This is a genomic window from Tepidiforma bonchosmolovskayae (assembly GCF_008838325.1).
GTDB lineage: Bacteria > Chloroflexota > Dehalococcoidia > Tepidiformales > Tepidiformaceae > Tepidiforma > Tepidiforma bonchosmolovskayae.
On sequence record NZ_CP042829.1, the window covers coordinates 786539 to 803829 of the forward strand.

At 70.2% G+C, this 17291-nt stretch carries 20 protein-coding genes; 12 read left to right on the forward strand and 8 right to left on the reverse strand.

Annotated features, from left to right (window positions below; genetic code table 11):
- Positions 1-20 precede the first annotated feature (20 nt).
- The 3 genes from Tbon_RS04010 (at position 21) to Tbon_RS04020 (ending at position 2791) form a co-directional block, all read left to right on the forward strand.
- Positions 21-782, forward strand: coding sequence for a 16S rRNA (guanine(527)-N(7))-methyltransferase RsmG (locus tag Tbon_RS04010; protein WP_158066420.1), 762 nt, complete (start codon positions 21-23; stop codon positions 780-782).
- A 100-nt stretch (positions 783-882) separates the two neighbouring features.
- Positions 883-1473, forward strand: coding sequence for a hypothetical protein (locus tag Tbon_RS04015; RefSeq protein WP_158066421.1), 591 nt, complete (start codon positions 883-885; stop codon positions 1471-1473).
- Positions 1474-1588: 115 nt separating this feature from the next.
- Positions 1589-2791, forward strand: coding sequence for an MFS transporter (locus Tbon_RS04020; protein WP_158066422.1), 1203 nt, complete (start codon positions 1589-1591; stop codon positions 2789-2791).
- A gap of 38 nt (positions 2792-2829) precedes the next feature.
- Here the strand turns inward: Tbon_RS04020 and Tbon_RS04025 are convergent, their stop codons facing one another.
- The 3 genes from Tbon_RS04025 to Tbon_RS04040 form a co-directional block, all read right to left on the reverse strand.
- A complete protein-coding gene (locus tag Tbon_RS04025) occupies positions 2830-3765 on the reverse strand; it encodes an alpha/beta hydrolase (protein ID WP_158066423.1) in 936 nt (311 codons plus the stop codon).
- Positions 3766-4061: 296 nt separating this feature from the next.
- On the reverse strand, positions 4062-4895 hold the full coding sequence (locus tag Tbon_RS04035) for a hypothetical protein (RefSeq protein ID WP_158066424.1): 834 nt from the start codon (positions 4893-4895) through the stop codon (positions 4062-4064).
- A 32-nt stretch (positions 4896-4927) separates the two neighbouring features.
- Complete coding sequence (locus tag Tbon_RS04040) at positions 4928-6106, reverse strand: cysteine desulfurase family protein (protein ID WP_192498126.1); 1179 nt, start codon at positions 6104-6106, stop codon at positions 4928-4930.
- A 70-nt stretch (positions 6107-6176) separates the two neighbouring features.
- On the opposite strand from Tbon_RS04040, the gene Tbon_RS04045 reads away from it, so the two are divergent.
- The 8 genes from Tbon_RS04045 (at position 6177) to Tbon_RS04075 (ending at position 12466) form a co-directional block, all read left to right on the forward strand.
- Positions 6177-6641 (forward strand): MaoC family dehydratase, encoded by a 465-nt coding sequence (locus tag Tbon_RS04045; RefSeq protein ID WP_158066426.1) that lies wholly within the window; start codon positions 6177-6179, stop codon positions 6639-6641.
- On the forward strand, positions 6638-7066 hold the full coding sequence (locus Tbon_RS04050; RefSeq protein WP_158066427.1) for a MaoC family dehydratase: 429 nt from the start codon (positions 6638-6640) through the stop codon (positions 7064-7066). Before Tbon_RS04045 ends, Tbon_RS04050 begins: the two co-directional genes overlap by 4 nt.
- Positions 7056-7430, forward strand: a complete 375-nt coding sequence (locus Tbon_RS04055; RefSeq protein WP_225734701.1) for an MmcQ/YjbR family DNA-binding protein — start codon at positions 7056-7058, stop codon at positions 7428-7430. The genes Tbon_RS04050 and Tbon_RS04055 overlap by 11 nt, the downstream gene beginning before the upstream one ends.
- A gap of 78 nt (positions 7431-7508) precedes the next feature.
- Positions 7509-8066: an HD domain-containing protein gene (locus tag Tbon_RS04060; RefSeq protein ID WP_158066429.1), complete on the forward strand. Its 558-nt coding sequence runs from the start codon at positions 7509-7511 to the stop codon at positions 8064-8066.
- Positions 8063-9049 carry a class II fructose-bisphosphatase gene (gene glpX / locus Tbon_RS04065; RefSeq protein WP_158066430.1) on the forward strand — a complete coding sequence of 329 codons (987 nt, stop codon included), beginning with the start codon at positions 8063-8065 and terminating at the stop codon, positions 9047-9049. The genes Tbon_RS04060 and glpX overlap by 4 nt, the downstream gene beginning before the upstream one ends.
- 162 nt (positions 9050-9211) lie before the next feature.
- Positions 9212-9340: a hypothetical protein gene (locus tag Tbon_RS14350; RefSeq protein WP_263970090.1), complete on the forward strand. Its 129-nt coding sequence runs from the start codon at positions 9212-9214 to the stop codon at positions 9338-9340.
- A gap of 124 nt (positions 9341-9464) precedes the next feature.
- Complete coding sequence (locus Tbon_RS04070; RefSeq protein ID WP_158066431.1) at positions 9465-11051, forward strand: hypothetical protein; 1587 nt, start codon at positions 9465-9467, stop codon at positions 11049-11051.
- Positions 11052-11164: 113 nt separating this feature from the next.
- On the forward strand, positions 11165-12466 hold the full coding sequence (locus tag Tbon_RS04075; protein ID WP_158066432.1) for a lipopolysaccharide biosynthesis protein: 1302 nt from the start codon (positions 11165-11167) through the stop codon (positions 12464-12466).
- Here Tbon_RS04075 and Tbon_RS04080 read toward each other — a convergent pair.
- The 3 genes from Tbon_RS04080 to Tbon_RS04090 are packed head-to-tail and all read right to left on the reverse strand — an operon-like array spanning position 12426 to position 15350.
- On the reverse strand, positions 12426-13259 hold the full coding sequence (locus Tbon_RS04080) for an ABC transporter ATP-binding protein (RefSeq protein WP_158066433.1): 834 nt from the start codon (positions 13257-13259) through the stop codon (positions 12426-12428). The genes Tbon_RS04075 and Tbon_RS04080 overlap by 41 nt on opposite strands.
- Positions 13256-14287, reverse strand: coding sequence for a FecCD family ABC transporter permease (locus Tbon_RS04085; protein ID WP_192498127.1), 1032 nt, complete (start codon positions 14285-14287; stop codon positions 13256-13258). Before Tbon_RS04085 ends, Tbon_RS04080 begins: the two co-directional genes overlap by 4 nt.
- A gap of 46 nt (positions 14288-14333) precedes the next feature.
- Positions 14334-15350 carry an ABC transporter substrate-binding protein gene (locus tag Tbon_RS04090; protein WP_158066435.1) on the reverse strand — a complete coding sequence of 339 codons (1017 nt, stop codon included), beginning with the start codon at positions 15348-15350 and terminating at the stop codon, positions 14334-14336.
- Positions 15351-15528: 178 nt separating this feature from the next.
- Between Tbon_RS04090 and Tbon_RS13735 the strand changes: the two genes are divergently transcribed.
- Positions 15529-16074 carry a flavin reductase family protein gene (locus Tbon_RS13735; protein WP_192498128.1) on the forward strand — a complete coding sequence of 182 codons (546 nt, stop codon included), beginning with the start codon at positions 15529-15531 and terminating at the stop codon, positions 16072-16074.
- A gap of 15 nt (positions 16075-16089) precedes the next feature.
- On the opposite strand, the gene Tbon_RS04100 is transcribed toward Tbon_RS13735, so the two are convergent.
- On the reverse strand, positions 16090-16665 hold the full coding sequence (locus Tbon_RS04100) for a Uma2 family endonuclease (RefSeq protein ID WP_158066437.1): 576 nt from the start codon (positions 16663-16665) through the stop codon (positions 16090-16092).
- Positions 16666-16702: 37 nt separating this feature from the next.
- Positions 16703-17278 (reverse strand): Uma2 family endonuclease, encoded by a 576-nt coding sequence (locus Tbon_RS04105; protein WP_158066438.1) that lies wholly within the window; start codon positions 17276-17278, stop codon positions 16703-16705.
- Positions 17279-17291 lie beyond the last annotated feature (13 nt).

Genomic DNA, 17291 nt, shown 5'->3' on the forward strand with positions numbered 1-17291 from the left:
GGGGGTTTGTGCTGTACGCAATGGATAACGTTCTCGGATGGGATGACCTGGAGCGGCTGTTCGCGGGGGTTGCGGACCGGGAGGGGATTGCGCGGCTGCAGCGGCACTGGGCGCTGGTGGAGGCGGACGAGGCGGCCGGGCGGCTGACGGCGGTCGATGCCCGGGAGGCGGTGCGGCGGCAGTACGGGGAATCGCTCGAGCTGGTGCGGATTGCGGAGGAGGCGCTCGGGAGGGGCGAGGGGGTGCGCTACGCCGACATTGGCACGGGAGGCGGATGGCCGGGGCTGGTCGCGGCATGCGTGCGGCCCGGCTGGGAGGTGCACCTGGTGGAGCCGCTGCAGAAGCGGGCGCGGTTCCTCGAGGCGGCAGCCCGGGAGCTGGGATGCACGAACGTGACCGTGCACGCGCTGCGGGCGGAGGAGGCGGGACGGGGGCCGCTGCGGGAGGCGTGCGGGCTGGTGACCGCGCGGGCAGTGGCGGAGCTGCGGGTGGTGCTGGAGTATGCGGCGCCGCTGGCGGCGGTGGGCGGGGTGATTGCGCTCCCGAAAGGGAGCCGGCTGGAGGAGGAGCTCGCGGCTGCGGAGACGGCGATTGGGGAACTCGGGTGCGAGCTGGATGCGATCCTGCCGATGCGGCCGGAGGTGAGCGAGACGGTGCGGGTGGCGCTGCTGCGGAAGCGCGCGTCCTGCCCGGGGCGGTATCCCCGGCGTGTGGGGCTGCCGGAGCGGCGGCCGATCGGCGGGCCGGTGCGCCGCACAGGCGTCATTGGCGCAGATTGCTGATCATTTCATTCGCGTGTTGGCAGCCGCGTGCTATAGTGCCGCGCAACTGGCGGGAGACCATTCGATGGCCGCCAGAAACGGAAGGCATGCAGGAGGCAGCATGGACCCGAACGTCATTGTCAATCACGTGATGCGGCTGGTGCGGTTCGACACCAGCGTCTTCGACGAGGTCCGCGACGATGCGAACGAGCTGATCCCGGCGCTGGTGGTGGCGGCGGTTGCGTCGCTGCTGGCAGGGCTCGGCGCGACGCTCTTCTGGGAGTTCAACTTCGACTTCGGCCCGAAGAGCCCGTGGCTGAACCTGTTCATCCTGGGCGGCATCTTCATGGCGGCGCTGTACGCGGTGTGGGTGCTCGTCGTGTACGTGATGCTGGCGCAGGTGTACAAGGCCTCGGCCGATGTGCAGTCGCTCTTCCGGACGATGGGGTATGCGGCGTGGCCGCTGGCCCTGAGCGTGCTGATGTTCATCCCGGTGCTGTACCCGGTGTTCGCGCTGGGTTCGATCGTCCTGCTGTTCGTGATGAGCATCTATGCGGCGCAGTCGGTGACGAATGCTGACTCGACGCAGGTGGTGATGGCGAACCTGGCCGGGATGGTGGTGTTCACGCTGGTGCTGAGCATCATCGCGTTCTCGAGCGACACGACGATCATCGGCGCAGGTATTTTCGCGATCCTGCAGCAGATTCCGTAGCGCCCGGGCGGCAGCGCGGGCAGGGCCGACAGCGGGGACTCCGGGCTCCGGAGGCTCCGCTGTCGCTGTTTTCCGGGCGAGGTTCTAGCGGCCAACCGTGGGATGATGGGCGGCAATGTCTCCGGAAGTCGTCGCCCGGCGTAATACGCGCCTCTACTACGCGTTCGTCCTGTTCAACGACTTCGGGCTCTGGTTCGGCATCTGGATCAAGTACCTGGTGGTCGAGCGCGGGCTGGAGCTGAAGTACATCCTGCTGATGGACCTGCCGTTCTGGTTCGCCGTGGCGGCGCTGGAGGCGCCGTTCGGGGCGCTGGCCGATCGGGTGGGCCACAGCAGGGTGCTGGCGCTCGGGGCTGCGGTGTATGCGCTGACGATCCTCGGGTTCGGGCTTACGACGAACTACTGGATGCTGTTCGCGGACTACATGCTCTGGGCGGTGGCGCAGGCGTGCCGGAGCGGGGCGGACCAGGCGATCGTGTTCGATTCGCTGAAGGCCGCGGGGCGGGAGGACCGGTTCGCGCGGATTGCCGGGCGGGGTTTTGCGCTGACGATGACGGGCGGGCTGGCGGGCATCGTGCTGGGCGGGTTTGCGGCCGCGACCTGGGGGATGACGTTCACGGTGCAGGTGAGCGCGGTGACGCCCCTGGTCGCGATGGCGGCGGCGCTGCTGATGGTGGACCCGCGGCTGACCCATGCGCGGCGGCCGTACCTGGAGCAGGTGCGCAGCGGATTTGCCTATGCGTGGTCGCACCCGCCGGTACGGGCGACGATGCTGCTGCTGACGGGGCTGCTGATGGTGACGTTTGCGCCGGTCGTGCTGGTGCAGCCGTTCCTGATCGTGCACGAGGTGCCGACGGGGCTGTTCGGGGTGTTCCAGGCGCCGGTCCGGCTGGTGGGCCTTGCGGCGGCGCTGGTGGCGTGGAGGGTGACGGCGCGGGCCGGCCGCGACCGGGTGGTGGGAGCGGCGTGCCTCAGCGTGGTGGCGGCGTTCGCCGGCCTGGCGCTCTGGGACTCGGTGGCCGCGTTTTCGCTGTTTGCGGTGCCGGCGGCAGTGCAGGGGCTCATCCGGCCGACCCTGGATGCCTACATCAACGAGCACACGCCAAGCGACCGGCGGGCGACGGTCCTCAGCGTGGTGTCGCTGGCGTTCAGCGTGCAGGTCGGGTTTCTGGAGGCGACGCTCGGTTTCATCACCGACGACATCGGCATCCGGGCGGCGTTTGCGTTCACGGCGGCGGCCTTCGCGGTTCTGCTGCCGCCGCTGTACTTCGCGTGGCGGCGCGTGTATCGAGAGACAGCTGCAGCCGGCACACGGTAACCGTGCCGGCTGCGGGCGGATGAACGAACGGGGATGCCTCAGCTGAGGGCGGTGCGGAGGGCTTCGCAGGCCTCGGCCATCCCCTTCTTTGCGCCGTCGAGCATGGCGGTGAGCTGCAGGAAGATGTGGGGCTGGTCCTGGTAGATGCTGAGTTTGACGGGCACGCGGGCCTTCTGAAGGGCCTCGGCGTAGAGCTTCGAGTCGTCGAGCAGAGGGTCGAGCGTGCCGACGATGAGGTGAGCGGGCGGCAGGCCGCGGAGGTCGCCGTTGATGGGGAAGATGTACGGGTCCTTCGGGTCGGCGCCGGCGGAGAGGTAGTGGCGGTAGAACCAGTCCATCATCTGGCGGGTGAGGATCTTGCCTTCGCCGTTTTCGATGACGGAGGGGAGGTCGTTATTGCCGGTGAAGGCGCCGTAGAGGAGGAGCTGGAGGCGGGCCCGGGGGCCGCCTTCGTCGCGGAGGCGGAGGGCGGCGCAGGCGGCGAGGTTGCCGCCAGCGCTGTCGCCGGCGAGGGCGAAGCGGGAGCCGTCGGCGTTCAGTTCGGCAGCGTGGTCGACGGCCCAGCGGACGGCGGCGACGCAGTCATCGAGCTGGGCGGGCGGGGTGTGCTCCGGCGCGAGGCGGTAGTGGACGCTAACGACGACAGCGCCGGCGCCCTCGGCGAGCTCGGCGCAGAGCTTCGTGTGGGTAGCAGGCGACCCGATCACCCAGCCGCCGCCGTGGAAGTAGACGACGAGGGGGAAGGGGCCCTGGCCGGCGGGGGTAAAGATTTTGACGGGGATTTCGCCGGCCGGGCCGGGAATCGTGCGGTCAGTGATCGTGACGGAGGCAGGGAGCGGCTGGTTGAAGGCCTGGAAGGAGACTTCGGCGTTGGCGCGGGCGGTTGCCGGGTCGAGTTCCCACAGGGGCGGGACGCCTGCGGCCTGGGCCTGGGCGGCCATCATCTGGAGCAGGGCTTCGACCTGGGGGTCCATGGGCTGGTCCTCCTCGGGAGAGCTGTCGGGCGGACTCTACGGGGAGGTGGGGGAGGGGGCAAGGGGAGCGGGGAGGAGGGAGGAGGGAGGAGGGAACCCCGCCTGCTCCCCGCTCCCCGCCCCAGGGAGCAGGGAGCGGGGAGCAGGGAGCAGGGAGCAGGGAGCGGGGAGCAGGGAGCGGGGAGCAGGGAGCGGGGAGCAGGGAGCGGGGAGCCGGGAGCAGGGAGCAGGGAGCAGGGAGCGGGGAGCAGGGAGCGGGGAGCGGGGAGCGGGGAGCAGGGAGCGGGGAGCGGGGGTCAGGTGGGGCGGCCGGTGAGGAACATGAGGCCCTTGGCGAGGACTTCGCCGACGAAGACGGCGCCCATGGCGATGTAGAGGAGGCCGGTGGCGCTCTGCATGGCGCGGATGCGGGTGGTCCGGTAGGCGAGGTAGGCGAGGATGATGGGGAAGACGAGGCCGACGCCGATGCGGAGATAGAGGACGGGGTTGGCGAACAGGCCGACGTCGACAGGGTTGGCGGGGAGCGGGACCTCGCGGACGGGCACGGCGAGGTTGACCGCGAGGACGATGAGCTGGAGCGCGTGGGCCCCGAGGAGGATGAGGCAGAGGTCGCGCAGGGGCCAGGCCGGCAGTGCGCCTTCGGTGAGGTACCAGTGGCCCCAGGTCATGGCGACGGAAACGGCGCCGAGGGCGAGCGTGCCGGCGAAGAGGCCGAGGAAGATGGCGGGGTAACCCCAGGTCGGCGGGGCGAACATGATCGATAGGAGGACGATAGCGGCGAGCCCGGCGAGGGACCCGAAGATGCCGGCGATGCGGCCGATGGGGTCCCAGCCCATGAAGACGGCGAACATGTAGACGCCGCTGGCGATGGTGACGACCAGGAGCGCCTGGCGGAAGCGGGGGAAGGGGTCGGGGTCGATGCGGTAGCCGTCGACGTCGGGGCCGAGGGAGAGGGAGCTGGCGGTCCAGAGGGCGAGGATGCCGGCGATGGCGATGCAGAGCGCCATGGTGAGGACGAACCCGCGGGTGACGCCGCCGCGGAGGTCGCTGGCGAGGGTGACCCAGAGGCTGCCGATGGTGAGTTCGGCGAGGATAATGAGCAGGGTGTAGGGGAGGGCCTCGACGTTCACCGGTTCGAGTGTAGGGGCGGGCCTGCCAAGGGTCAGGTGCGCGCGCGGGCGAACTGGCGGCGGGCAGCTTCGACGGCGCCGGGGAGGAGCTTGAGGACGGCGTCGATCTCGGCGGGGGTGGTGGTTTCGCCGAGGGAGAAGCGGATGCTGCCGACGGCGCGGCGGATAGGGACGCCCATGGCCATGAGGACGTGGGACGGCTCCCAGGTGGAGCTGCTGCAGGCGCTGCCGGAGCTGACGGCGACGCCGCGCTCGTCGAGTGCGGCGACGAGGGCATCGCTTTCGAGGCCGCCGAAGGCGACGTTGAGGATGTTCGGGAGGCAGTTGACCTGGCAGCCGTTGACCTGGACGTCGGGGATGGCCGCCAGGATGCCATCGCGGAGGCGGTTTCGGAGTTCGAGGACGCGGGCGGAGCGCTCGGCGGTGCCGGCAGCGGCGACCTGGAGGGCGGCGGCCGTGCCGGCGATGCCGGCGACGTTTTCGGTGCCGGCGCGCTTGTGCATCTCCTGGCCGCCGCCCAGCAGCAACGGGTGGAAGGGGGTGGCGCGGCGGAGGTAGAGGATGCCGGTGCCCTTGGGGCCGCCGAACTTGTGGGCGGAGAGGCTGAGGGCATCGACGCCGAGGGCTTCGACATCGATGGGGAGCCAGGCGGGCGCCTGGACGGCGTCGGTGTGGAGGACGATCCGGTGGCCGCCGGGCGCGGTCCGTTCGCGGAGGAGGGCGGCGAGCTCAGGGATCGGCTGGATGGTGCCGACCTCGTTGTTGGCGAGCATCACGTTGACAAGGATGGTGCCGAGCCGGATGGCGCGGTCGATTTCGGCGAGCGAGACGCGGCCCGAGGCGTCGCAGCCGACGACGGTGACCTCGAAGCCGAGCTCCTCGAGGAAGGCGGCGGCGTGGATGCCGGCGTGGTGTTCGATTGCGCTGGTGATGACGTGGTTTCCGGCGCCGGCGCGGCGGAGGGCGTAACTGATGCCGAAGAGCGCGGTGTTGATGCTCTCGGTGGCGCCGCTGGTGAAGATGATTTCCGAAGGGCGGGCGCCGAGGCAGGCGGCCACGGCGGCGCGGGCCTCGTCGAGGGCTTCCTGGGCATCGCGGCCGATGGCGTAGAGGCCGCTTGGGTTGCCGAAGCGGACATCGAGGAAGGGGGCCATGGCCTCGCGGGCGACGGGCCGGAGGGGACTGGTGGCGGCGTGGTCGAGGTAGATCATCTGCCGGGTCCAGCGTAGCAGAGGCGGCTGCGGTTGACGGCTGCCGGGCGGCGCGTGCAGGCTTTCGGCCATGCCGGAGGCTTCGCTGCTGACGGATGAGGTGCGCGCGCTGGTGGGCCGGGAGACGCGGCTCGGGCGGGTGCAGGTGACGCCGCGGGCGTACCGGCGGGCGCACGAGGTGTACGTCGGCGGAGCGCCGGCGCGGGTGCCGGCGGAGGGCGAGCCGGTGCCGGGGTACGTGATTACCGGGCTGGAATCGGAGTCAGAGGCGCCTCCCTTCCCGGAGCTGCTGCCGAACTCGCTGCTGATTGCGAACGAGTGGGCGTTCGAGCGGCCGCTGCGGATGGGCGAATGGCTGGAGATGGTGCACCGGGTGACGGATGTGCGGGAGCGGTTCGGCGGCCGGTTCGGGTACAGCATCGACGTGCTCTCGGAGACAGCGTTCTTCGATTCCGAGGGGCGGCTCGTGGCGCGGAGCGGGCGGACAATGACGCAGTACTCGGCGGCGGAATCGGGTGCGGGAGGGGTGGAATGAGCGTCGCGCCGTCACTGCGGGAAGGGGACGAACTGGGGCCGTTCGAGCTGCGGCCGGAGCTGGGGCAGGTGATCCGGTACTGCGCGCTGCAGTGGGCGTTTCCGCCATTCTTTTATGACGAATCTGCTGCGCGGGCGCAGGGGATGCCGGGGACGATCGTGCCGGGGCCGCTGAAGGTGGGGCTGCTCTACCGGGCGGTTGAGGAGTGGCTGGCGGGACGGGGGTGGATCCGGCAGGTGCGGGCGGCGCACCGGCGCCCCGACCTGGTCGGGCGGCCGATTGCCATCGTGGGCCGGGTTGCGCGGGTATATGCCGAGGATGGCGCGGAGCGGGCTGACCTCGAGCTGGCGATCATCAATGAGGAGGGGCAGCCGAGCGTGCGGGGGTTTGCGGTGGTGGAGCTGGCGGGGGCCGGTGAACGCTGAGGCGGACCGGGCCGCGGAGGAGGGTCGGGCGCGGATCCGCGCGCTGCTGGCGGAGTTCGAGGAGGTCGACGAGCGGGTGAGCCACGGCGAGGCGGCGTGGTTTGTGCGCGGGCGCCGGCAGGCAGCGATGTTCGCTGACCGCCACCATGATGGGCGGGTGGCCGTATGGATTGCGGCTCCGCCCGGCGTGCAGGAGGCGCTGGCGGCCGCGCGGCCGGACCGGTATTTCCGGCCGCCCTACGTTGGCCAACGGGGCTGGGTCGGCGCGTGGCTCGATACAGACTGCGACTGGGACGAAATTGGCGGTCTGCTGGCGATGGCGGTGGAGCTGGCGCGCGGAAGGAGCAGCGGGCGCCGGCGATAGGTGACCAGGCAGGCCCCGTTTGGTCCGTTGGCGGCGAGATAGCGATAATTCCCGCGAAGTTCACCCCGGGAGGCGCGTATGCACCGGGAAGACGCCTGGCAGATCTTGCTCGATTACACGCAGGAGGAGCGGACGCGGAAGCACGGGATCGCGGTTGAGGCGGTGATGCAGGCGTACGCCCGGCTGCTGCACGAGGACGAGGAAAGGTGGGGGATTGTCGGGCTGCTGCACGACTTCGACTGGGAGATCCACCCGACGGAGGAGCTGCACCCGATGGAGGGGTCGAAGCTGCTGGCAGCGCGGGGTGTGCCGGAGGACATCCGGTATGCGATCCTCTGCCACGCGCCGTTCCTGGGGCTGGAGTACCGTTCGACCATGGACCGGGCGATTTACGCGTGCGATGAGCTGAGCGGGTTTGTGATCGCCTGCGCACTGGTGAAGCCGGACCGGTCGCTATCGTCGGTGGAGCCGGCTTCGGTGCGGAAGAAGATGAAAGACAAGGCGTTTGCGCGGAGCGTGCGTCGGGAGGACCTGGTCAACGGCGCCCGGGACCTTGGGGTGGACCTCGACGAGCACATCCGGTTCGTGACGGACGCGCTGAAGCCGGTAGCACACTTGCTGGGGGTGAATCCATGAGGGCTGAACAGATCCCGGACCGCAACATCGGCATGGAGATGGTCCGCGTGACCGAGGCGGCGGCGCTGGCGGCGGCGCGGTGGATGGGCCGCGGCGACAAGAACGGCGCCGACAAGGCGGCGGTGGATGCGATGCGGCTGATGCTGGACACGGTGGCGATGGACGGCGTGATTGTCATCGGCGAGGGCGAAAAGGACGAGGCGCCGATGCTGTACAACGGCGAGCGGGTGGGGAACGGGAAGGGCCCGCAGATGGATGTGGCGGTGGACCCGCTGGAGGGCACCCGGCTGACGGCGATGGGCCGGCCGGGGGCGGTGAGCGTGATTGCGTGTGCGCCGCGGGGGACGCTGTACAGTCCGAAAGACATCTTCTACATGGAGAAGATCGCGGTCGGGCCGGAGGCGAAGGGGCGGATCGACCTTTCGGCGCCGGTGAAGTGGAACCTGGAGCAGGTGGCCAAGGCGAAGGGGATGCCGGTGGAGGAGCTGACGGTGATCATCCTCGACCGGGACCGGAATACGGAGATTGCGGACCAGGTGCGGGCGGCCGGCGCGCGGATCAAGTTCATCACCGACGGCGATGCGCCGGCGGCGATTTCGACGGGCATCGCGGGTTCGGGCGTGGATGTGATGCTCGGCATCGGCGGGTCGCCGGAAGGGGTGATTGCGGCGGCAGCGCTGAAGTGCCTGGAGGGGGATTTCCAGGGGCGGCTCTGGGCCCGCGATGAGGAGGACAGGAAGAAGGCCGCCGAACTCGGGCTGGACCTGGACCGGGTGCTGACGATCGACGACCTGGTGAAGAGCGACGATGTGTTCTTCGCGGCCACGGGAGTGACCGGCGGCGAGCTGCTGGCGGGTGTGGAGTTCACGCCGCGCGGTGCGGTGAGCGAGTCGCTGGTGATGCGGGCGCGTTCGGGGACGATCCGGCGGATCCGGGCGGAGCATCACTGGCGGAAGCTGCAGGGGATGGCGAACGGCCGCTGACGGGCGGCATGACGTTCGGCCACGGAGACGACAGGGGGTGACGCGGGAGCGGTGCAGACTGGCGGATGCCCGCTGCGCTGGACGCTGGCGGGCGGAAGGAGGCGCAGGCTGCCGTGGCCGACGGAGCGCCGCCGGGGAGGAATTGTTCAGGCGGGTTACCGAATGCGTTCCCACGCGGCGGCGTTTCGTGCGACACTGTGGGCCGTGAACGGGACCAGGCTGGTGCTGCTGATGGTCGGCGGGGCCGTTGCCATCGTGCTCGTCTTCCAGGCGCTGAACCAGTGGGGATGAGGCGCCCGGGAGGGGCCGGCAAAAGTTACAGACCGTTTACACGACCCCGGGCAGATGGGCGACAGAATTCGTTGACCCTATTTCTGCGCGATTCCTACACTGCCGGGAGATGAGGAGATGCCATATGGAGCGTAGATTTCTTCGACGCATGGCGCTCGGGCTGGTGCTCGGGGCGCTGACGATCATCCCTGCGGTCTCGGCTTCGGCGGGGAGCATGCCGGGCCGGGAGCCGGAGACCGTCCGGGGCCGCGGGTTCGACCACGTGGCGGTGCTGCCGGCCCTGCTGCCGAACAGCAAGGAGAACACCAGCACGATCGCGCAGAACAACGGCACCGCGCCGGCGACGATTGTGATGGACATCTACACACCGGCCGGGGTGCTGATCCCCTCGGCGACGGTGGCGTACAGCAATGTGCCGCCGGGCGGCACGCGGGTGTTCGCGCAGGCGGCGAACAGCGGCCTGACGCCGGGCTTCCGCGGCGTGGGCGTGATTTCGAGCGACCAGCCGATCAACGCGCTGCTGGTGCGCGACATCGAATCCAACGTCAACTTCGCCAAGTCGTACTCGATTCACAACGCGTACGCGACGGGCGGCACCAAGGTGACGCTGCCGTATGTCGCGAACGCGCTGAACGGCCTGTACAACACCCGGTTTGCGGTGGCGAATACGGGCACGACCGAGGCGTGCGTAACCATCACCTACGTCTTCCCCGGCTCTTCCGCGGCGCCGGTGGTCGATGCGGGCTCGGGCTCACTGGCGTGCTCGGGCGGCGGCTACCGGATCCCGGTAGGCGGCCAGATCTCCTTCGCGCCGACCGCCGTGGACGGCGCTATCCCGATGCCGGCCTCGACGGCGAACTCGCTGATGGCGGCGACGCTGCAAACGTCGAGCTCGACGATCACGGTCGCGGTTGACGCCTACCTGAGCGGCGGGCTCCGGAAGCTGGCGTCGTACGACGGCTTCATCGTGGAGCCGGCGAGCGCGAGCGACCTCGGGACACAGATCTCGATGCCGCTGGCGATCAAGCTGGACGGGTTCTACACGCAGTACCTGCTTTCGAACCCGAACCCGACGGCCACGACGGCGACCATTACGTACGTGGGCAACACCGGGACCTACACGGTGAACCTGAACATCCCGGCGAACGGCACGGCCAGCCACAGCGTCTATGAAGCGGCCGGCGGCATCCCGGAGGGGTTCGTCGGTGCGGCGACCATCACGGCGAGCCAGCCGATTGCGGCGGTGCTCTTCCGCTCGAAGATGACGGCGCCGGGAAGCTTTGTGGATGAGGACCTGTACACGGCCGTCAACGGCATCCCGGTGAACAAGGCGACGACGACGGCGAAGCTGCCGCTGATCTTCCGCCGGGCCTACCAGACCGGGAGCTTCAGCGGCTACAACACCTGGGTGAGCGTGAGCGTGGCCGACGGCGGCACGGCGAACGTGACGATCACGGCGATCAACGACACGTCGAACACAGCGCCGGGCTGCAACGCGCCGGGCACGTACACGACGACGAAGACGATCAACGGGTCGTTCATCTTCTACCAGAACGCGAACGTGGATTCGGGCCTCGGGGCCTCGCCGCCGAGCTGCTTCTGGGGCGGGATGACGATTACGTCGGACCGGCCGATTGTGGTCATCGCGAACGCGACGAACGACCTGAACCTGGGCGATAACGACGGCCTGTACAACGCTTTCAGCAACTAGCCGACGGCCGAACTGAGGCCACCTGTACGGCGCCCGCAGTGATGCGGGCGCCGTTTCGCTTTGCCGGGGAGCGGCGGTTCGCCGGTTGGCCGGGCCGCCCTACCATGGGGGCGATGTCGATCGCGTTCGGGGGCATCGTCGCCCTGTTCTTCCGGGGGCTGAACCTGGTCGTCGCGCTCGGGCTGGTGGGGCTGTGCTCGTACGAGCTGGAGAAGGGCGACTACGGGCGGTTCGTGCTGGGCCTGACGTTCGTGGGCATCGTGAACGCGGCGACGGGCGGCCTGACGGCGGCTACGGCCTACCAGGTGGCGAACCAGCGCCGGCCGCCGGGGATGGCGCTGGCGAACGGCGGGGTGCTGGGGGGCGGCCTGGGGGCGGCGGCCGTCGCCGGGGGGCTGCTCGCGGGCTGGTGGTTCGCGGGGGAGGCGCGGCAGGAGGCGCTGGCGGTCGGGGCGGCGTGCGCGGCGGTGGTGGTGAACGGTGTGGTGGCCGGGGTGTTCCTGGGCCGGGAGGCCTTCATCCGGTACAACCTGGCGCTGGTGTGCCCGCCGCTGTTCGCACTGGCGGGGATTGCAGCGACGTTCTTCGTGCTGGGTCAGCGGACGCCCGACGCGGCGCTCTGGGCGTACGCCGCAGGCTGGTGGGCGGCGGTCGCGCTGCTGCTGGTCTCGGGCGGGGGGGCAGGTGCGCGGAACGCGCGGCTGGAGGGTGCGATGCTGGCCGCCATCGGGCGGTTTTCGCTGCTGGCGGGCATCGCGAGCGGGATTTCGTACCTGAACTACCGGGCCGACCTGTTCGTGGTGCGGCATTTCGAGGGGGAAGAGGGCGTGGCGGTCTACTCGCTGGCGGTCTATCTCGCGGAGTCGGTGTGGCAGGTGAGCGGTTCGCTGGCGCTTGCGACATACGCGCGGGTGGGGTCGCTCTCGCGGCCGGAGGCGGCAGCGCTCACGGCGCGGGTGATGCGGCACACGGTGGTGCTGCTCGGGGTGATCTGCGCGGGGCTGTTTGCGGCGTCGTGGGCGATTGAGGCGGTGGTGTTCCCGAAGTACGACGGCATGGGGTCGGCGCTGCGGTTCATCCTGCCCGGGGTGCTGCTGTACGGGCTGGCGCAGTCGTTCTCGGGGTTCTACACATACCAGCGGGGGATGCCGTGGGTATCGGCGGTGGTTGCCGGGGCAGGGCTCGTGCTCGACATGGCCTTCGCGTTCACGCTGGTGCCGCGGATGGGCGTCGATGGCGCGGCGCTAGCGAGCGCGCTGGCGTACAGCCTGGCGATTCTCGGGGGGCTGACGGTTTTCATGCGGCAGGAGCGGATCGGGCCGGCGGGGATTTTCGGGTTCGGGCGCGCGGAGCTGGAGGACTACCGGGCGCTGCTCAGCCGGCTCCGGGCCGGGCTTGTGCGGGCGCAGGGGTAGGCGCGGCGGGGCAGAGGGCGGGGTCGGGCCGGGGGATGGGGATGGGGAGCCCGGTATCGGGGTCGGCCAGGACGAGCATCGGGACGCCGAAAACGCGTTCGAGGGCCTCGGGCTGGAGGACGGCCGAAGGCGGGCCGTCGAAGGCGAGGCGGCCCTCGCGCAGGGCGATGATGCGGGAGGTGAAGCGGCCGGCGAGGGCGAGGTCGTGGAGAACGGCGACGATGGTGATGCCGCGGGCGTTGAGGCGGCGGAGGAGGTGCATGACCTCGACCTGGTGGGCGACGTCGAGGAAGGTGGTGGGCTCGTCGAGGAGGAGGATGCGCGGCTCCTGGGCGAGGGCCATGGCGATCCAGGCGCGCTGGCGTTCGCCGCCGGAGAGTGCGGCGAGGGGACGGTCGGCAAGGTGGAGGGAATCGGTGGCATCGAGGGCCCATTCGACGGCGTCGATATCGCGACGGGTGACGCGCTGGAGGAGGCCCTGGTGGGGGTAGCGGCCGCGGAAGGCGAGTTCGCGGACGGTAAGGTCGAGGCCGCCGGCGGGCGCCTGGGGGAGGATGGCGAGGACGCGGGCGACGTGGCGGGAGTTCATCGCGCGAATGTCCCGGCCATCGAGGAGGACGCGGCCGGCGCGGGGCGGGTGGAGGCGGGCCATACCGCGGAGGAGGGTGCTCTTGCCGGAGCCGTTCGGACCGAGGATGGCAACCATTTCGCCGGCTTCGACGGTGAAGGAAACGTCGTGGACGACGACGCGGTGGCCGTGGGCGAGGGTGAGGTGGTCGACCGTGAGGTTCATCGGAAGCGGACCAGGTAGAGGAGGAAGGGGGCGCCGATGGCTGCGGTGATGATGCCCATGGGAACTTCGGCGGGCTGGATGATGAGGCGGGCGCCGAGGTCGGCGAGCACGACGAGGATGGCGCCGTAGAGAGCGCTGAAGGGGATGACGAGGCGGTTGTCGCTGCCGACGGTGTAGCGGGCGATGTGGGGGCAGACGAGGCCGACGAAGCTGACCAGACCGGCGATGGAGACCGCGGCGGCGGTCAGGATGCCGACGACCGCGAGGACCATGAGGCGGGTGCGGTCGGTGAGGAGGCCGAGGCCGGCAGCGACGTCGTCGCCGAGGGCGAGGATGTTGAGGCGGCCGGCGAGGAGCACAGCAGCCGCCAGGCCGCCGGCGAACCAGGGCAGGGCGGCCCAGAGGTCGCGCCATTCGGAGCCGTAGAGGCCGCCAGCGAGGAAGCCGAGGCTCGTCTGGAGGAAGGTGCGGGAGGAGGCGAGGAGCCCGACAATGGCGGCGCCGAAGAAGGCGGAGAGGGCGACGCCGGCGAGGGTGAGGCGGAGGGGCGAGACGGCGCCGCGCCAGGCGATGACGTAGAGGACGCCGGCGCCGACGAGGCCGCCGGCGACGCAGGCGGCGGCGATAGCCCACTGGGGCGACTGGGGGTCGCAGACGATGAGGCTGGCGCTGGCGAGCCCGCAGGCGGCGGTGACGCCGAGGATGGTGGGGTCGGCGAGGGGGTTGCGGGTGACGCCCTGGAGGAGGGCGCCGGATACGGCAAGGCCGGCGCCGACGATCATGGCGTCGAGGAGGCGGGGATAGCGGATCTGCCAGACGACGTTGCGGGCGAAGACGTCCTCGGGGGAGGTGAGCCCGGACCAGACTTCGCCGGGGGAGAGCCGGACAGCGCCGAACATGAGGCTGGCGTAGCCGGCGGCGGCGAGGACCGCAAGGCCGAGGAGGAGGATGGCGAACGGCCGCCACGCGCCGCGGGGGAGCGCCCTCGATGGGACGCTCCCGGCTGGTGCAGCGGTTTCGGCGGCCATGTTCGCCATGGTACGGGGCGACGGCTGAGCCGCCAGCGGCGCGGGACTACTGCCCGCCGACGGCCTTCGCCACAGCGTCGAGGGCCAGCTTGACGCGCGGGCCGGGCGCCTGGACGAAGAGCTCGACGTCGGCGTCGATGACGTGGTTACTGGTGACGGCCTTGAGGCCGCGGAAGGGCGGGATGGTCGGGATCAGGCTGGCGAGGCGCGGAGCCGGCGGGGGCGCCGGGGTGATGGCGAAGATGTAGTCGGGGTTGAACTCGATCATCTTCTCGGGGGCAATGGTCGCGTAGCCGGGGAAGGGACCGGCATCGGGGAGGGCGTCGGCGGGGTTCTTGATGCCGAGCTCCTTGAGGATGTCGCCGGTGTAGCTGGTGCTCTTGGCAGCGTAGAGGGTCTGGTCGCGGTCGGAGAGGATGGCGACGGCGGTGATGTTCTTGCCGGCCACGGCCTTCTTTGCGTTGGCGAGGGACTGCTCGATATCGGCGATGACCTTATCGGTGGCTGCGGTGGCGTTGAGCGCCTTGCCGACGAGGCGGAGGGCATCGAGGACCTGCTGGTAGCTGTTGGCGCCGGCGAAGATGACAGGAACGGGGAGCCCTTCGAGCGGCTGGCGGAGGGCGGGCTGCGCGTGGATCACGGAGTCGGCGATGACGAGGTCGGGCTTGAGGGCGAGGACAGCCTCGAGGTTCGGCTGGTAGGCGGTGCCGACGGCCTGCGCCGACTGGGCCTCAGGCGGGTAGTTGGCACTCGACGGGCGGCCGGCGACGGTCTTGCCGGCTGCGTAGACGAGCTCGACGGCGGTCGGGCTGACGGCGACGATGGTCTTCGGCTCGGCTTTAATCTCGACCTTGCGCCCGAGCATATCGGTGACGGTGACGGGGTAAGCGGCTGCCGGCGAGGGGGAGGCAGGCGCCGCGGTGGCGGTCTGGCCGGCCGGGGCAGTTGGCGCCGGGGTGCCCTGGTCGTCATCGTCGCCGCCGCAGGCAGCGACGACGAGGGCGGAGGCGGCAACCGTTGCGGCTGCGCCGAGCAGGAGGAGACGGCGGAGTGAAACTTTCATTTCTGCTGAGACCTTCCTGATTCGCGGCTTGGCGGAGAACTTTGGACCAGTATACCGAGCCTTGGTCTTCGGTCACGTGTGCGAAAAGACGGGGCGGCGGCTCACTGCGCGATGGAGGCGGGTGTGTCACGATGGGAGCGACTTCACCTGCGGAGCTGCGACCGTGTCCCATCCCCAATTGCCCTCGCTGCCGGGTTCGCCGAAAGAGCTCTCCGGCGTTGAGAAAGCGCTCCTAGCGCTTTCGTACGGCGTGCATGTCATCGGTTCGCGGGCTGCGGACGGGACGCTGAACGCGATGCTGGCGGACTGGGTGATGCAGGTATCGTTCAAGCCGCGGCTGCTGGCGGTTTCGATTGAGAATGATGCGCGAACGCTGCGGTTCATCCGGGAGACACGGGTCTTCACGGTGAACCTGCTGCACGAGAAGGACGGCATCACGATCGCGCGAAAGGTGGTGATGCCGTCGGAGGCGAAGAAGGTGCGGGGCCGGTCGGAGGCGATGGCGGCGCAGGTCATCGACAAGCTGGCGGGCATCCCCTACGGGCTGCACGACAACGGCTGCCCGGTGCTCGACCAGGCGCTGGGGTGGATTGCGTGCAACGCCGTGCAGTTCGTCGAAGTGGGGGACCACACGCTCGTCATCGGCGAGTGCGTGGACGGGGAGCGGCTGCGGCCGGGAGAGATGCTGATCGAGCGGGACCTGGGCTGGGAGTACGGCGGGTAGCGGAGGCCGGGCCGGTCAGTCGGCGAAGAGGGCGGCGAGGGGGAGTTCGAAGCCGGGGACGGGGAAGGCGGCGTCGTCGCTCGCGAGGGTGTCGCGCTCGGTGTAGGTGTGGGCATCGCCGCCGGGCCGGTGGACCGTGATGGTGCGGTTGCGCGGCCGGACGATCCAGACGCGGCTGGCGCCGGCATCGAGGTAAGCCTGGATCTTGCGGGCGACGTCGGCTTCGCGGTCTTCGGGCGACATGATTTCGATCGCGAGGGTCGGGGCGCCGTCGACGTAGCGGTCGGAGGGCGGGCCCTGGATGCGGTCGGCGGCCCGGAAGGCGAGGTCTGGCGCGAGCACCGTGTCGGGATTGCGGGCAACGCGGTAACCGGTTTCGAGATCGAGCCTGCCGAGGTGGTGGCGCTTGACGAACGAACCGAGCGCGAGCGCGAGCTCCGCAGCGATGGCGCCGTGGCGTTCTCCGACGGGCATGTGCTCGATGACCCTCCCTTCGACCAGTTCGAGCCGGCCGCCGTGGGGCGGGTCAGGAAGCTGCCAGAATTCGTCGGCCGTGAGCAGGGCCGGCACCGGGCCGGGCTGGGCGCTCATGCCGCCATGATACCAGCGGGCGCAAAGGCCGGGCCGGTCAGTCGGCGAAGAGGGCGGCGAGGGGGAGTTCGAAGCCGGGGACGGCAAAGGCGGCGTCGTCGCTCACGAGGTTGTCGCGCTCGGTGTACGTGTGGGCATCGCCGCCGGGCCGGTGGACCGTGATGGTGCGGTTGCGCGGCCGGACGATCCAGACGCGGCTGGCGCCGGCATCGAGGTAGGCCTGGATTTTGCGGGCGACGTCGGCTTCGCGGTCTTCGGGCGACATGATTTCGATCGCGAGGGTCGGGGCACCTTCGACGTAGCGGTCCTGGGCTGCTTCGTGCAGGCGGTCGCGGTCGAGGAAGGCGACATCGGGGGCGACGACGGTGTCGGGGTCGCGGGCGAGGCGATACCCGACCTCGGTGTGCACCTCGCCGAGTCCGTTCCGGGAGACGAGGGAATGGAGTTCCGCGACGATGCGGGCGGCGATCCTCCCGTGGCGGCGCCCGACGGGCATGTGCTCGATGACCCTCCCTTCGACCAGTTCGAGCCGGCCGCCGTGGGGCGGGTCAGGAAGCTGCCAGAATTCGTCGGCCGTGAGCAGGGCCGGCACCGGGCCGGGCTGGGCGCTCATGCCGCCATGATAC

What these genes read in the sequence shown, in the direction of transcription:
- Tbon_RS04010 (WP_158066420.1), top strand. Translation starts at nt 21, where the DNA reads ATGGATAACGTTCTCGGATGGGATGACCTGGAGCGGCTGTTCGCGGGG.
- Tbon_RS04015 (WP_158066421.1), top strand. Translation starts at nt 883, where the DNA reads ATGGACCCGAACGTCATTGTCAATCACGTGATGCGGCTGGTGCGGTTC.
- Tbon_RS04020 (WP_158066422.1), top strand. Translation starts at nt 1,589, where the DNA reads ATGTCTCCGGAAGTCGTCGCCCGGCGTAATACGCGCCTCTACTACGCG.
- Tbon_RS04025 (WP_158066423.1), bottom strand. Translation starts at nt 3,765, where the DNA reads ATGGACCCCCAGGTCGAAGCCCTGCTCCAGATGATGGCCGCCCAGGCC.
- Tbon_RS04040 (WP_192498126.1), bottom strand. Translation starts at nt 6,106, where the DNA reads ATGATCTACCTCGACCACGCCGCCACCAGTCCCCTCCGGCCCGTCGCC.
- Tbon_RS04045 (WP_158066426.1), top strand. Translation starts at nt 6,177, where the DNA reads ATGCCGGAGGCTTCGCTGCTGACGGATGAGGTGCGCGCGCTGGTGGGC.
- Tbon_RS04050 (WP_158066427.1), top strand. Translation starts at nt 6,638, where the DNA reads ATGAGCGTCGCGCCGTCACTGCGGGAAGGGGACGAACTGGGGCCGTTC.
- Tbon_RS04060 (WP_158066429.1), top strand. Translation starts at nt 7,509, where the DNA reads ATGCACCGGGAAGACGCCTGGCAGATCTTGCTCGATTACACGCAGGAG.
- glpX (WP_158066430.1), top strand. Translation starts at nt 8,063, where the DNA reads ATGAGGGCTGAACAGATCCCGGACCGCAACATCGGCATGGAGATGGTC.
- Tbon_RS14350 (WP_263970090.1), top strand. Translation starts at nt 9,212, where the DNA reads ATGCGTTCCCACGCGGCGGCGTTTCGTGCGACACTGTGGGCCGTGAAC.
- Tbon_RS04070 (WP_158066431.1), top strand. Translation starts at nt 9,465, where the DNA reads ATGGAGCGTAGATTTCTTCGACGCATGGCGCTCGGGCTGGTGCTCGGG.
- Tbon_RS04075 (WP_158066432.1), top strand. Translation starts at nt 11,165, where the DNA reads ATGTCGATCGCGTTCGGGGGCATCGTCGCCCTGTTCTTCCGGGGGCTG.
- Tbon_RS04080 (WP_158066433.1), bottom strand. Translation starts at nt 13,259, where the DNA reads ATGAACCTCACGGTCGACCACCTCACCCTCGCCCACGGCCACCGCGTC.
- Tbon_RS04085 (WP_192498127.1), bottom strand. Translation starts at nt 14,287, where the DNA reads ATGGCCGCCGAAACCGCTGCACCAGCCGGGAGCGTCCCATCGAGGGCG.
- Tbon_RS04090 (WP_158066435.1), bottom strand. Translation starts at nt 15,350, where the DNA reads ATGAAAGTTTCACTCCGCCGTCTCCTCCTGCTCGGCGCAGCCGCAACG.
- Tbon_RS04100 (WP_158066437.1), bottom strand. Translation starts at nt 16,665, where the DNA reads ATGAGCGCCCAGCCCGGCCCGGTGCCGGCCCTGCTCACGGCCGACGAA.
- Tbon_RS04105 (WP_158066438.1), bottom strand. Translation starts at nt 17,278, where the DNA reads ATGAGCGCCCAGCCCGGCCCGGTGCCGGCCCTGCTCACGGCCGACGAA.